Annotated in this window: 25 protein-coding genes and 1 tRNA gene; all 26 read right to left on the reverse strand. The window is 42.4% G+C overall.

What is annotated here, in order from left to right; translation table 11 throughout:
- Positions 1 to 2,355: DUF5906 domain-containing protein (locus AC6I2O_RS18590; protein WP_497743461.1), on the reverse strand; the 2,355-nt coding region annotated here is incomplete at its 3' end.
- Between the two features lie 8 nt (positions 2,356 to 2,363).
- Positions 2,364 to 2,597, reverse strand: coding sequence for a hypothetical protein (locus AC6I2O_RS18595; protein WP_497741544.1), 234 nt, complete (start codon positions 2,595 to 2,597; stop codon positions 2,364 to 2,366).
- Positions 2,597 to 2,809 carry a forkhead box protein gene (locus AC6I2O_RS18600; protein WP_130435800.1) on the reverse strand — a complete coding sequence of 71 codons (213 nt, stop codon included), beginning with the start codon at positions 2,807 to 2,809 and terminating at the stop codon, positions 2,597 to 2,599. Before AC6I2O_RS18600 ends, AC6I2O_RS18595 begins: the two co-directional genes overlap by 1 nt.
- 15 nt (positions 2,810 to 2,824) lie before the next feature.
- A complete protein-coding gene (locus tag AC6I2O_RS18605) occupies positions 2,825 to 3,376 on the reverse strand; it encodes a hypothetical protein (RefSeq protein ID WP_497741543.1) in 552 nt (183 codons plus the stop codon).
- On the reverse strand, positions 3,373 to 3,972 hold the full coding sequence (locus tag AC6I2O_RS18610; RefSeq protein ID WP_497741542.1) for a hypothetical protein: 600 nt from the start codon (positions 3,970 to 3,972) through the stop codon (positions 3,373 to 3,375). Before AC6I2O_RS18610 ends, AC6I2O_RS18605 begins: the two co-directional genes overlap by 4 nt.
- Complete coding sequence (locus tag AC6I2O_RS18615; RefSeq protein WP_130435798.1) at positions 3,965 to 4,129, reverse strand: histidine kinase; 165 nt, start codon at positions 4,127 to 4,129, stop codon at positions 3,965 to 3,967. Before AC6I2O_RS18615 ends, AC6I2O_RS18610 begins: the two co-directional genes overlap by 8 nt.
- A 116-nt stretch (positions 4,130 to 4,245) precedes the next feature.
- Positions 4,246 to 4,797, reverse strand: a complete 552-nt coding sequence (locus tag AC6I2O_RS18620) for a cell wall hydrolase (RefSeq protein WP_497741541.1) — start codon at positions 4,795 to 4,797, stop codon at positions 4,246 to 4,248.
- 118 nt (positions 4,798 to 4,915) lie between these two features.
- The gene (locus AC6I2O_RS18625) at positions 4,916 to 5,881 is read right to left on the reverse strand and encodes a DUF6353 family protein (protein ID WP_497741540.1); all 966 of its coding nucleotides are present in this window, start codon (positions 5,879 to 5,881) and stop codon (positions 4,916 to 4,918) included.
- A gap of 2 nt (positions 5,882 to 5,883) precedes the next feature.
- Entirely contained in the window at positions 5,884 to 6,135 is a 252-nt protein-coding gene (locus AC6I2O_RS18630) for a DUF3310 domain-containing protein (RefSeq protein ID WP_130435795.1), read from the reverse strand.
- Positions 6,136 to 6,147: 12 nt separating this feature from the next.
- A complete protein-coding gene (locus tag AC6I2O_RS18635) occupies positions 6,148 to 6,768 on the reverse strand; it encodes a hypothetical protein (RefSeq protein ID WP_130435794.1) in 621 nt (206 codons plus the stop codon).
- Between the two features lie 16 nt (positions 6,769 to 6,784).
- Entirely contained in the window at positions 6,785 to 6,973 is a 189-nt protein-coding gene (locus AC6I2O_RS18640; RefSeq protein WP_130435793.1) for a hypothetical protein, read from the reverse strand.
- A gap of 81 nt (positions 6,974 to 7,054) precedes the next feature.
- The gene (locus AC6I2O_RS18645) at positions 7,055 to 7,327 is read right to left on the reverse strand and encodes a hypothetical protein (protein WP_497741539.1); all 273 of its coding nucleotides are present in this window, start codon (positions 7,325 to 7,327) and stop codon (positions 7,055 to 7,057) included.
- A gap of 68 nt (positions 7,328 to 7,395) precedes the next feature.
- Positions 7,396 to 8,166, reverse strand: a complete 771-nt coding sequence (locus AC6I2O_RS18650) for a DUF6353 family protein (RefSeq protein WP_497741538.1) — start codon at positions 8,164 to 8,166, stop codon at positions 7,396 to 7,398.
- 79 nt (positions 8,167 to 8,245) lie between these two features.
- Positions 8,246 to 8,794, reverse strand: coding sequence for a DUF6273 domain-containing protein (locus AC6I2O_RS18655; protein ID WP_497741537.1), 549 nt, complete (start codon positions 8,792 to 8,794; stop codon positions 8,246 to 8,248).
- A gap of 29 nt (positions 8,795 to 8,823) precedes the next feature.
- Entirely contained in the window at positions 8,824 to 9,129 is a 306-nt protein-coding gene (locus AC6I2O_RS18660; RefSeq protein ID WP_120484280.1) for a hypothetical protein, read from the reverse strand.
- Positions 9,130 to 9,164: 35 nt separating this feature from the next.
- Complete coding sequence (locus AC6I2O_RS18665) at positions 9,165 to 9,335, reverse strand: hypothetical protein (RefSeq protein WP_166545148.1); 171 nt, start codon at positions 9,333 to 9,335, stop codon at positions 9,165 to 9,167.
- A gap of 46 nt (positions 9,336 to 9,381) precedes the next feature.
- Positions 9,382 to 10,158 carry a DUF6353 family protein gene (locus AC6I2O_RS18670; RefSeq protein WP_497741536.1) on the reverse strand — a complete coding sequence of 259 codons (777 nt, stop codon included), beginning with the start codon at positions 10,156 to 10,158 and terminating at the stop codon, positions 9,382 to 9,384.
- 60 nt (positions 10,159 to 10,218) lie between these two features.
- Positions 10,219 to 10,288: transfer RNA gene (locus AC6I2O_RS18675), tRNA-OTHER, on the reverse strand.
- Positions 10,289 to 10,591: 303 nt separating this feature from the next.
- Positions 10,592 to 10,732 (reverse strand): hypothetical protein, encoded by a 141-nt coding sequence (locus AC6I2O_RS18680; RefSeq protein WP_158604885.1) that lies wholly within the window; start codon positions 10,730 to 10,732, stop codon positions 10,592 to 10,594.
- A 254-nt stretch (positions 10,733 to 10,986) separates the two neighbouring features.
- A complete protein-coding gene (locus tag AC6I2O_RS18685) occupies positions 10,987 to 11,127 on the reverse strand; it encodes a hypothetical protein (RefSeq protein ID WP_158604885.1) in 141 nt (46 codons plus the stop codon).
- Positions 11,128 to 11,381: 254 nt separating this feature from the next.
- Positions 11,382 to 11,522 (reverse strand): hypothetical protein, encoded by a 141-nt coding sequence (locus tag AC6I2O_RS18690; RefSeq protein ID WP_158604885.1) that lies wholly within the window; start codon positions 11,520 to 11,522, stop codon positions 11,382 to 11,384.
- A 92-nt stretch (positions 11,523 to 11,614) separates the two neighbouring features.
- Positions 11,615 to 11,830 (reverse strand): CTP synthase, encoded by a 216-nt coding sequence (locus AC6I2O_RS18695; protein WP_120484277.1) that lies wholly within the window; start codon positions 11,828 to 11,830, stop codon positions 11,615 to 11,617.
- Positions 11,831 to 11,907: 77 nt separating this feature from the next.
- Entirely contained in the window at positions 11,908 to 12,063 is a 156-nt protein-coding gene (locus AC6I2O_RS18700) for a hypothetical protein (RefSeq protein WP_497741535.1), read from the reverse strand.
- A 58-nt stretch (positions 12,064 to 12,121) separates the two neighbouring features.
- Positions 12,122 to 12,481 carry a hypothetical protein gene (locus tag AC6I2O_RS18705; protein WP_120484276.1) on the reverse strand — a complete coding sequence of 120 codons (360 nt, stop codon included), beginning with the start codon at positions 12,479 to 12,481 and terminating at the stop codon, positions 12,122 to 12,124.
- 63 nt (positions 12,482 to 12,544) lie between these two features.
- Complete coding sequence (locus AC6I2O_RS18710; protein ID WP_120484275.1) at positions 12,545 to 12,859, reverse strand: hypothetical protein; 315 nt, start codon at positions 12,857 to 12,859, stop codon at positions 12,545 to 12,547.
- Between the two features lie 185 nt (positions 12,860 to 13,044).
- Positions 13,045 to 13,434 carry a hypothetical protein gene (locus tag AC6I2O_RS18715; RefSeq protein WP_120484274.1) on the reverse strand — a complete coding sequence of 130 codons (390 nt, stop codon included), beginning with the start codon at positions 13,432 to 13,434 and terminating at the stop codon, positions 13,045 to 13,047.
- Between the last annotated feature and the right edge of the window lie 42 nt (positions 13,435 to 13,476).

Raw genomic sequence — 13,476 nt, forward strand, 5'->3', positions numbered from 1 at the left:
TAAACAATTTGCGCTGCCATTGATAATTTTCTGGGACAGATTATAGAGCTGCTCGTTTGAATATCCCATAAGCCGGGCGTACAGAATATGATTGTCATACCTGCGGCAATTAAATCCAACTAAACGGAACCTCATTAAGTCCTCTATCTCAGATGGCGTCGGGTTAATCATCCGTACAACCGGCTTTCCCTCACCTTCGATTTTCCAGTTTACAAGAAACAGGTTGGGAAAGACCTCAACGTCATAAAATATCAGTTTCGCATTCTCATTTTTCACGGCTGTGGACGTGTCGGCAGATTTAAACTGCATCTTGTTTACCAACTTGATACAGTAATCAGCCTGATGAGAACTGTTCGCTGCAAATGCCAATACTGCATTCCTCATATCCGTGACATCATATTTTAAGTCACTGGAATATGCATCCTCCAGTATTTTGTAAATAAAGTCGATACTGGGCTTAGTACCCGGATGAATCTCTTTGTTGAGATTACGTTTTATCAGTGTTCTAAGCCCTTTCTCGCTTTGAACTGCTTCAAAATTTACCATTTTATTTTCTCCTTTCAGCGGTAAACCAGAGCTAATTGTCGCGATAGGCAGGTTGTTGCATTTCGACACTTTTCGTCTTAATGAACTGTTGCCTGTGAACACCTTAACTTCTACATGGTCATCATAAATGCGGCTCAGTCTTGCCGGATCTCCCGTATAAATATAATGCAGATGCACTCCGCATCCGCTTTTACTGAGTTCCGCATAAGTTGGCGGCCATTTACTTGCTTCTTCTACATTCCTTTCAAAAGATTTATTTCCCTCCTCGTCCGGAATATCAAAATCAATTACGATATGGTTTTCGGGAACCTTGACATAGTGTAATTGTGAAGTATCCAAAGAGGCCAAGGTTGTTTTGACATTCGCCCACTTTTTCCCAGGCGTACCAGCATCTGTTCCGTATTGGGCCGGGCAGGTTTCACATTCCTTGTCGAAAACAGATTCCTGCTCTTTGAACTCGATGGATGTTGGTTTTGTTTCCGCATTTTCACCTGCCGGATTTTTTTCGGTTTCAAATTTCTCAGTCCGAAATCCGGAATAGTAACTGCGAACCCGCGAACCATCTTCAAGATTGAACCGTTCCTTATAGTCCCGAAAATAGTTTTTCAATTCCTCCTTAAAGATTCTTTGGGAGAATGGAAAAGATACCTTTGCTTCGTCGCAGTAAGTCTTGTACATCTCCCATGCCGCTTTCATTGTCGTCCCGTCTTCTTTTTTGAACACATGGTATGAATCAACAATGAAGTTATAGAAATCATTGGACGCCCCAAGCATGGCAATCGGAATATAATCGTCATACATACCCGGCGCGGATAAATATACTTCCTGACAGTGATACGCAATCGCCCCCAGTTCAAACCCAACCCGCTTCACAATGTCTTTGTAATCGTTCGGATTCAGTTTGTTACCTGTTGGCGAAACATCTATCAATCGCCGAATCAAACCGGATTTCGCGTCCGTAATCTTCACCGGTTTATTTGTCCCCATAAAGAGAAAACACTTGAACCGGTTGGAGTAGGTCGATTTAAACTTTTCGTTCACCGTCATAAGTTCATGAGAAACCAGACTGTTAAGCCTTGTGTTATCTTCAATTCTGGACAAGTCGCCGTCATGCTGGATCGCCACAAGAGGATTGCTCTTAAACGCCTCCAACGCAAAAGAATTACTGGATGAACCCAGTGCTTTCGCATCAAATACCGAGTAATACCCTTCAAAGAGCTGCTGAATGATGTTCAGCACTGTGGATTTACCCGTTCCTGCGGCTCCATATAACACCATGAATTTCTGCAACCGTTTGGATTCTCCAGACACAATCGAACCAATCGCCCATTCAATCTTCTGCCGTTCTTCCTCAGAATATAAAGTTGACATCAACTTTTCATAAGCAGACAAATCGCCAGCTTCAAGCGGATAATTCAGCTTTTTACTGGCGTAATCTTTTTTGTTGGTCTCTGTGTTGGAAAATATAAGTTTTTCGTCCAGCATATGAAATGAATCCCGCATCTGTTTTTGACAATACTTGTGCCAAGAATCAATCATTCCGGATTCTGCATCCCACATATGCAGGACTTTTATATCGGAGTCAAAGCGCCGGCGGTTTTCTTCTGCATATCTATCCAGTTCGCAGTCAATGAGCTGCAAAGCATCCTGCTCGTCCGTAGACCATAAACCACGTTCCTCAATCCAGATAGCGTAGAAGTCACCACCTCGAATCATCAGATCGGAGCTTTTTTTAATAATGAACTTCGGATAGATTTCTATTACACCACGCTTTGTACTACGTGTTGAAATCATCAAAAAGTCGATCATCGCATTTTTTACTCTCCTTCCGAGCGCTTTAATTCCTCAATCTCATTTCTGAGTTCCTTTATTTTTTTGTTCTGTTCCCGGCGGTCCAGTTCCGTAATAACCACATAAGCAGTGATGGCGCCGACCCAAATCCCAACATTGCGGTTAAACCTGCTCTGATACTTGAGTGTTCTGCGAATTTCTTTAATCGCCGTTTCCGATGACCGTAAATTTCCAAAAATATAACCAAGCATTTCGCACATCAGCCTTTTCCTCCTTTCATGTCCTTGATAAAACTTTTAACGGTTTCAAACCGCCAATCGTCTTTGCCGCCATAGGTAAATATAAACTCTGCTCCATTGGTCTGTCTGACCCGAATGCTGTTTTTACCGTTTGGAAACCATGCGGCGGCGTTCTCGCCCGCATAAAGCGGAAAATATAATTCAAACCATTTATACACTTCGTTGTGAGTCATACGAAACCTCCCAAACTATACGATTTCGTCTAAGTACCAGCACATCTGATACCAGATTTCAACCGTTCTTAAATCCCGTCGGCAATGTTCCACCGTAAACAGGCCGCCCTCTCCATTTCGTTTGTATCTCCGGTCTAAGAATCTTTGAACGATTTCCTCCGCATAATCCTCATCAAATCTCGCATCGGTCAGTTTCCTTAAACCAAGATTCTCAATCATACCCCAGAACCATTGTCCGGTCCGATTCCCGATATCCGGGTCGTCCATAATATGTTCTTCACAACGAATAGCGAGGGCAATCATCATTTCCAAAACGCTACAGGGACTATTATCCAAATAGCTTGAAATCATGGCGTTTTCGTATGAATTCTCGTAGCCAAACCGATACCGGAGATCTATCCCATCTTCTTCCCGGTTTCCATCCATTTCAATCGTGTAATTAAAATCCACGTTACGAAGAAACCGCAAAAGTTTTTGATAGGACAGACCTCTGGTATACCGGCGGTTGCATACGAGCCGACACATCCAATCGAAGTATTCGCTATTCAGCTCGCTCCTTGTCATCATACCTCCATCTGATGCGGCCTCTGTTTCATAACGTCTGAATAAGTCCTCTGGTCCAGAAGAATTTCATAGTCGCATTTCAGCCTGTCATTTCTGACAAATACCGAATCGTCCTCAAACTCCCCGAAATGGGTCAGAGATTCAAGACCTACAACATTATCCACATCGTCTACCTTTTCATCGTCTTCATCTGCCAGAACCTGGTCCACATAGTAACTGAGACTGATTCTCTCATAATCCTCAAACTCGCCAAATTCTTCCGGTGAGATTACATAGGGTTTAATCTCCATCGTTTCCTGCTCCTCTTTTTTCTGTTCGGCGCCCACGTTTGAATAGTTGGTATACCCATCCCGTTCCAGCCTTGCAGCATATTCGGTAATATCCGGTTTTTCCTCCGGCTTACCAATCTTTGCCGTCTGCGGCTTAGGAGCTGTAATTTCAACATCCGCAGCCGATTCCCGTCTGGAAAATATCTCCTTTACCGAATCAATTTCCTCCTGGGCAATCTGTTCATATTTTTTCCTGGTATACTGCCAGGTTACTATGGAGCCAATAGCCGCGCCCAAAACAAACATCACGAACCCCGTTGCTTTACTCATTTTCTTCGTCCTCCTCGTTTTTGATAGTCATTACCGTAAGCGCCAGTCCTCCGAAGAGTAAGGAAACGCTCAGCAGAATACCGCCGGTAATGTGCCTTTTTCTTTTTGTATCCAGCACATAATCGAGCATGGATATCAAATTCCCAATACCATCCACGATTACTGCTCCTTTCCGCCGGATAATACGGCAAGCCCACCGACAAAACAGATTCCGGCCATAGCAGCCAGTGTATAAGATACCAATGTTAAAAAACCGTTCATAAGAATCACCTTTCATTCATAACTCGAAAAATAATGGTTTTCTACCTGAAACATGGGAACGCCGTAATCGCTGTAGCAACCAGCGGTAAAGAATATAACATCGTAGTTTGTCCGAACCTCCAGTTCTTCTTGGACAAGCTGACAAATATCCTCCCTTACTTCACAGCGGTCTACACGTCCGTTCCACATTGAAGAAAACTGATACGGCTGATAAATAACATCATAGGTTGTATCAGGAAAATACTCTGAGTCCATACGGTTAAGTATGGTGTCGATTACCAATCGCTTTCCTTTTTCGCATTCTCCTTCAGCCTCTGCCATCGTTACTAACGCTATCAGCGAAATATCTTCCTCCGATAAAAGTTCTTCCTTTGTAACTTCTTCCACATTTGACTCTGAGATTCCCTCTATCGGAATATAAGTAACCACCGGCATAGATACCGGAATGATTTCTATTGCCTGTGAATCAGCAGGGATTTCACTTCCGGCAGAGTGTGTAGTGATTGAAAATATCAGAATCATACACAAAGAAAAAGCCGTAGCTATTGCAGTTATTTTTTTCATGTACATCTCCTTAAAAATATCCGGCTGCCCTCCGCCAGTCTTTAGAACCAAACCAAGGGCAGTCAGTCATGTCCCGATATGGATTTCCTGAGCCAAAACCATCCAATCCATCTGTCAGTCACATCAATTCCCAGATGTTTCCGTCCACATTGAAGTCGAGAAGGATAGCCGGATCAGCGCCGTTTACAAAGTCCGAATAGCTCAGATTATCCGCATACAAACCAAAATCAACATAGTTATCGCCGATGGGATGTTCGGCGTCATAAACCCATCCAACAACCTGGCCGGCCTTTGTCGGGGGCAGTCCCAGCATGTCATAAACATCGTTCAGGAAAAGGCGCTTCTTTGCCCGGAGCAAATCGTTGGCATACTTCTCCTGTGCTTTCAGGAACATCAGATTGTATTCATTGTTGCTTTCCCAATGAGGGTTCAGGACACTGTTTCCGTCTTCATCCATCGTATACTTCTCAAAGAACCGGGCGTATCCGCTTACATCAGACGGATTCACGACAAAAGCGGTCTTCTTCACTTTCTTTTCCTTGCCGGTTTCCTCGTCAATAACGGTTTCGCTTACCTTTTCCGCCTTGATGTTATACTTTAGTTCCCGGTCAATCTCCTTACCAAAGCGCTCAATAACCCGTTTCCGGTATTCTTTGAAGCTCTTGTCCACTGTCGCATAGGCCGCTGCCAGCGCTACATTCCGCTTACGAAGAATATTGTTCGATGCCAGAATGCTGGTGATGGATAAAGTTCCAAGAGCTACAGCCGGAGCATACAGCTTAGCCAATTTTACCCCGGTCTGAAGATAGACAACCGACAGATCCTTTTTGGAATCCTCGATTGAGTAATCCTCGCCAGCCTTTGTTACGCCCTTTTCTGTTGCATCGTGGATCTCATCCACGTCGTTCTTAGTCTTGTCGATGATTTTTCCGACCTTCGTTGTCGCCCGGCACGCCATAACTGTACTTGCCACCGTTCCAACGATACCCGCCACAATGAGAATCTCCGGGCTGTGTTTCTTCAACTGAAATCCGACTTTATTGAAGGTTCCGCTTACCTTCGTCACAATCTCTTCTTTTTTCATGGTTAAATAGTCTCCTTTTCCAAATTTTTAAGATGATCGATAAGATGCTGCGTGTACCACATGATTTTCTCTAAATCCTGGATTCCGTTCTTTTTCTTCCAGCGGCACGCATATTTGATGATGTTACCGGTATCCACTGCTTCGATACCCTTGAGATCAAATGTGAAAGCCTCTATCGCCTGAATCACTTCCAGACCTGTTTCCGACTGATAGTGATCCGGATGGGATACCATTTTATCGTTTGATTCATACATGATAACCCCTCCTTAATTCAGTGGCAGTGCCTTAGGTAATTTGAGAATATAACCATCTCTCACCCGAACAGGCTTGCATCCGCTAATATCTGTCCAGCCGTACTTATTCACGGCATAATTGTTTGTTGATACATCAGCGAGGTCATACAGGTCTCCAACACTGACAACTCCGTATTGACTGATAATGTCATTCATGGCATCGAGAACGGATTCCGCATCCCCACGGGTTTCAAATATAATGTCATCATAGTCATACCCGCTTCGGGTTCCAGACGAGCGATAATCCCGCCTCCGGTCCGATTCCCTGTCATAGAATTTTCCGTAGGATACCTTGGAAGCGGTTGAATTTTTCTTGGTGCGGCCCGTTTCTCCATACAGAATCATGTCAATCCCGTTTGTCACTATATCAGAGATGGCTTTCTTTACCGCCGGTACCAGCACCTCCATAATGATATAAGATTTGACATTCCCGACATCCTCGGAGATAAAGACATCTGCGAACTTCTGCATTTCACCTTTCTTTTTTGATTTCGCAGAGCCGGTGATTACTTTCCCCACTTTTTTCTCAGGCAAAGCATCGGATTCTCGCTGTTCCTCTTTTGATTTATGAGAATTCGGCTTGTACTCCTCCATTTACTTTCTCCTTTCCCTAGACAGCAATCAGCTTCCCAGGTAACGTAATTTTCGTATTAGGAAGTCTGTTGTGCTGCTTTTTAAATTGATATACAAGGTTACTCCTTGCTTTTTTCTCAGACACGGCATAGGTGGTTGATTTCCAACGATGCGCTACACAGTTTTCAAATTCCATAACCGGTCCATCATACGCATACTGGTTCATATAGCACCTCCTTGCAAAAAGGAAAAGGGAAAGCACCTTGTTTCAGGCACTCTCCCTCGTCCGAACCCTGTTTTCTAATCCTTATTCCGGATTTTCAACACTTTCTCCGCTTACGATAGCTGCTTCCTCGAAGTCATCGAAGTCGTCCTGCATAACCGTCTGCTTGTTCAGCTTGCGGGCCTTGATACGTGCTATCGTCGGGTCGATGATGTACTTACCAGCCACATAGCCGGCGATAAACACCAATCCGAAAACAGCCGCGGTCTTAAATCCGCTCACGGAACTTGCTTTAACGATTTCCTCAGTAGTGGTTTCCATAACCTCTTCGTTCGTCATAATTTCATTAGCTTCCATTTTTGTTCTCCTTTCATAGTTAGAAAAATAGGTGGTTCTTCCATTAAAGACATTGTTTTTTTCGCGTATTAGCCGTTGCTGAAATCGTATCTCGGAGCAATATGATACTCAATTACGAGACAGGGAGTCCCATCGTCAGCCAATTGAGAGCTGAATGACACATCAATATATCCCTGGTCAATATTCCAGCCGAGTTCATCGCCAAGGAGAGTCCCGTTCAAACCGATTTCATAATAGAACTCGTTCAGGGAAATATACATCTCGTCCCGCATCCGGAGATTAAGTTCATTGACAGCTTTCTTGATCTTGTCAATATCCGACTTAAAATATCGTCCAGACACGGTATCGTAGCAAAGAGTATTTCCTCGCTCAACGATAACCACTTCACGATTGCTTACTGGATTCTTCTCGATTTTGTCCTTGGCGACCGCATCCCGTATACTCTGTTCTTTCTTCTCTCCGATGGTCTCTACTACTTTCTCCTGATACTCTTTCAAAGCGGACTCCGAGAGTGTATAAGCCGTGGCAAGAGCAGCCCGACGCCTCATATTTACTGAACTGGCTCCGATTAAACAAGCTATCGAAACAGTTCCTATAACAGCCGTCGGAATATAACAAGCCCATGCAGCCTGAACGGTTTCTTTCGGTGTAAGTTCATTTACCTCCAGCTCATCTTTCTTTTCTTCAATAAGAATTAAAGCCTTTGGTGTAGCCCGGACCGCCAGTACGGTTGTTGTAATCATTCCGGCAATCCCGATTCCGGTTAGAATTTCCGGACTGTGTTTTTTCACGGCAGTTTGCATGTTTCGAATAGTTGCCGCTATTGTTTTTTTGTCCATTGATGTTCTCCTTTCGATTCTGGTCGCACATAAGCGCATCCCCTTTCAAAAATATAAAACCGCCCACAAGGGGCGGCGATTATTTAACCAACCAGAACTCCGGACGAACCCCACCAGAGGCCGAAGCGCCGCCGGAGCCCGTATAGCCACCGGCGCTCACACGAGCGAAATAAGCCGAAGAAATGTTTTTCTTAGTAGCATTGCGGAGCCACCACCAACACCAGTCATCCTCAAAATCACAGACTCTGTTTCCGCGCCGCTTCATAAGCTCGAACTGTTCATCATTATCCGGCTCAAAGTTTTCGTAAAAATCGTCATGGCCGAAAATCTCCCCGTATGTAGGAAGCGTAATCTCGCGGATTCTGGTTCTCAGCTTTTCCGGCATTTCCGGAAGAACCGTTTCGCGGAGCCACCTGCACATATCCGATTTATCGAAACCACCCTCATTGGTGTTGGTCTCATTCATCGGATGCCGGGCGATAACCTCGTCAAACAGGAAAAGAATTCCCTTGTCCGTCACTCTCTGAGCCGTGGCCGTAAACTTTCCGAAGCCGCTCAGCCTCACCGTAATCTGATCTCCTACACAAATTTCGTTTGTCTTGAACAGCACCTTTCTTGCTACCTTCATGATTTTTTTCTCCTTTCAATTTTGGCTAATTATTTCAAACATCTTGTAATTTCCAAGATGTCTGTTGCTATTTCATAGGCAACATTAAATATCTGCCTGTCTCTTTTATCAGCGTGGTCTTTCATAGAAAATTCTCGTGTCTTTGTTGCGAAGTCCGAAATGATATCAATTGGGTCTTGTTCCGGATTTTTGCGAATACAATTCAAGAGTTCGTTTCCAGCCCATCGTTGATAACTAACTTCCTTGAACCAATGCTTATCCCAACTTCGTTGTGGTTCTGTGAAATCGAAAATATAATCCTCAATAATCAAAATAACCTGTTCATACTTAGACATAGCTCTCCCCTTATAACAGAAAAGAAGAGTCCCTGTTAGGACTCCTCAATTTCGTCATCTCTTTTGGCAAGTGCTTCGTTTACTTTTTCTTCGATTTTTTCATCCATCTTCTGCTCGTTGACCCAATCGGTTACAAGCGTTGCCGCCACTCCTATAAAAGTCGCCGCCAGACCAAGAACTTTAATCAATTTACTCTTAGTAGCCATAAAGCGATTACCTCCTTTTCATAATAGAACTTGCAATTTTTGCGAACTAAGAAATATCCAATTTCCCATCAAATTTGTTAGGGTCCCAGACAGCGGATATCACACAACATTTCAAACCGTCTTCCATCACAGTGCGATGATTTTCAAAGTCAAGCCACATAATTCCACCTTCCATAAGATCGTCCATAGCCCAGGCTATTTCATCTCCGTATTTGATTCCGTCAAGACCAAGGAAATCATAGAACTCATTTATAGTTGTATAGCCTCGAAGTTGAAGATTTCGATTTATATGATACTGAGCGTTCACTATGGCGGCCATTGTTGCAGTAAAATATCTCTTGGAAAACATGTCATAACAAAGAATTTTTTCGCTTTCCGAGTCCATATCCGCCGAATAGACACCTAACCCGTCAGCCGAAATATAGGTTTCTTTAGCTATTTCAGCATGGATTTTGTTATCAGCATCTTCGCCATAAACTTTTTTGGCTGCTTGTTGGTACTGCTTGTAGGATTCGTTAAGCATAGCGTATGCGCTCGTCAAAGCCGCCTGATTGCGCTTGTCCATTACACCAATACCAACAATACACGTAACGGTGCCAATACCTATCAAGACTGACGGAATATAACATTGCCAAGTCGTCTGTACAAGTTCCATAGGTGTAAGCTTATCCGTTTCCAGCTCATCTTTCTTGGCTTTAATAAGCCGCAATGCTTTAGGTGTTGCTCGTACTGCCGTTACAGCCGTACCAACAACGCCGACGATTCCTAAAGCAGTTAGGATTGTCGGGGATGATCGTCGCAACCCCATTGTAAATTTGCCCATATGTTTTCTCCTTTCATTTTTGGCAAAAATAAAAGAGCCGTTGCCGACTCCAAACTTAAGAGAAGCAGATAGGACTCGAACCTATAACTTCCACGGGTGTGTGGCGCTCTACCAATTGAGCTACTGTCTCTCCATAATATAACCTGTAAATTTCGCGTAAAAAGAAAAAGAGCCGTTGTTAGCGGCTCACTTCCTTCGCTTGATAATGTATCTAATAATGATAACTATTAGACCGATACATATAATCACATCACCAAACATCAGTATAAATACTATTCCACATGTTCCAATCGTGAAAATAGCACATACACTAAATACCAGTAACAGAATCAATAACACCGTAAATAATATCATATCGTTACACCATCCTTTCATAATACGCAATGTAAATATCGCGCAAAAAGAAAGAGCCCTTGTTAGGACTCCACTCCTGTTAAAAATAGTGTTCTTTCGGTATACCGTTCCATCCTTCGATCTGGTTAATTTCTTTCCCAATTTGTTTCAGCATTCTTACGATTTTAAACTGCGTCCCCAAAATAAGAATCCCCGTAACCAATAAAATAATAGTAAGCATACTTTCATCCTCCTTCTATTTTTTTCATAAAAGAAGTTGTATTTTATGCGAAGAAAAAAGAGAACCCGTTTAAACGCATTCCCTTTTTACATTTTTGCTAATCGTTGGTATCGTTTCTACCTTTTATCAGAATTAACACCCCAATCAAAATCAGTGCACATCCTAATAAAGTCATAACTCTTCACCATCCTTTCATAATACGCAATGTAAATATCGCGCAAAAAGAAAGAGCCCTTGTTAGGACTCCACTCCTGTTAAAAATAGTGTTCTTTCGGTATACCGTTCCATCCTTCGATCTGGTTAATTTCTTTCCCAATTTGTTTCAGCATTCTTACGATTTTAAACTGCGTCCCCAAAATAAGAATCCCCGTAACCAATAAAATAATAGTAAGCATACTTTCATCCTCCTTCTATTTTTTTCATAAAAGAAGTTGTATTTTATGCGAAGAAAAAAGAGAACCCGTTTAAACGCATTCCCTTTTTACATTTTTGCTAATCGTTGGTATCGTTTCTACCTTTTATCAGAATTAACACCCCAATCAAAATCAGTGCACATCCTAATAAAGTCATAACTCTTCACCATCCTTTCATAATACGCAATGTAAATATCGCGCAAAAAGAAAGAGCCCTTGTTAGGACTCCACTCCTGTTAAAAATAGTGTTCTTTCGGTATACCGTTCCATCCTTCGATCTGGTTAATTTCTTTCCCAATTTGTTTCAGCATTCTTACGATTTTAAACTGCGTCCCCAAAATAAGAATCCCCGTAACCAATAAAATAATAGTAAGCATACTTTCATCCTCCTTCTATTTTTTTCATAAAAGAAGTTGTAAATTTTGCGTATGTAAAAGCGAAGAGACCGTGTTTCCACAGTCTCAACTCTTTATAAACCAATCGCTGCCAGGAGCTTTGTAAGCTCATCTTTTCCCAATTCCGCATCTATATTCAAGTGAACATGAGCCGTTCCGTCTGTAACCGTTGCGGTGAATTCATTCAACTGGATATCCACTTCATATCCGGCTTTTTTCTTTACCTCTCTTTTTACAAACTTGGCAATCAAGTTCCTCAAGAATTTTGAGTTGATTTTCATTTCGTCCATACTCCTTTTTCTCCTTTCCAAACGTTGGTTTTTCATAAAGGGGGTTGTATTTTAAGCGCAAAAAGAAAGAGCCCTTGTTAGGACTCTCTCTCATACTGTAATTTCTGTAATGATATACGCATCTTTGCAAGTTCACTTCTGAGTGTTTCCATTTCATAGACATTTTTACTTCGTAGCAGCATATCCTCAAATATGCGTATCTTACTGCTTAAATGCTTTTCTGTTTTGCTCACTTTTTTTCTCCTTTCATAAATGCATAATTTTCCATAAAAGGAGCTGTAAATTTTGCGTCTAAATATCACGTCTGTCAAAGACCGTTTCCCACCGTTCTCTCGCAATTGGCTTCATCTTCAACGCCCACATAATCTGCCGGATGGTAACAGTAGGGTAGAGACCATCTTTACATTCTCCAGCTCGTTCGTCAAAGTATTTCTTGAATCCCGGATGCAAATATAAATCATCTGTCAGCCATGGGTCAACTTCACTCCACCACGTACTCTTTGTCTCTGAGTCATATCGTTGCTGAATGACGGCTAATCCTTTATCACTAATCTGAAAAAGAGTGCAACTGTTATAAACTGGATGTTCACAAATATAAAGTTTACCATACATCGAAAGATAAATAGCAGGCTTTTTGTAATGGTATCTCATGCCAGCCTCCCAAAAGCAAAAGAAAGAGCCCTCGTCAGGACTCCCTCTTGTGTTGATAATTCTTTAATCGTCAAATAGTTTACATGACGTTTTGCAATGCGGATATGGACCTCCGCAGGCTCTGCATCCTGCCGGTGGAATATCACCTCCAAAACTCTTATGTACGCTTGATGTCCATTCTACTTCTTCGTCATCTTCGTACTCATATTCCATTTCATCCACTTCCCATCCACATGATGGGCAGGCGTAAATATCACATCCACCGTTTAGATCTTCTCTGCGGTCCATTACAGCCCCACATTTGTTGCAAATCGCATACCCGTTATTCAGGTATTCTACCAATTCCATACCTTCGGGTCTGATAATTTTTTGGCTCATAAAGTCATTACCTCCTTGATAATCCGAAAGTAACAGCATTATTGTACGGTTACTCTCTATATTAAGTCAAGAGATAAAGAGCTCTTTTGCATCTCCATTCCATAATAGGGACTGTAAAAATCACGTAGAAAAACGAAAAGGACATGCTTTTCACACGTCCTCTCGTTCCGAAACTCTCAAATTCCTTATTTCTTCGTCGGTCTAAAACGGTTAAATAATCCTCTGAATGTTGTTGAGGTGTATGTTCCGCTTTCCTCGAACTTAAATCCCCTGCGCATCCAGATTGCATAGAACATCAACGGCAATATTAACTCGGCCGCTGCCGTACCAAGCCTGAAGTATCGGTCTTTGACCTGTTCAGCTAACTGGTTCTTCTTAAACTCATCATCGTTTTTACGATTTTCTGATTTCTCCTCGAAGTCCAGTGCTGTTTTAGTCTCATCGACCCTCAGCTTGTACAACGTTGCCAGATTTTCTGTCGCTGTCAAATGTTCTTTGCTCCCGAATTGCATAGAAGATAATGCTTCGATTTCTGCTTTAATCTCCTCGTCCAATAAGTTGCGGATTTCTTCCATTTTGTTTTTCTCCTTTCACTCGGTTTTATCAGTTTCCATAAA

This window comes from Blautia sp. St.27G3 (genome assembly GCF_059728505.1).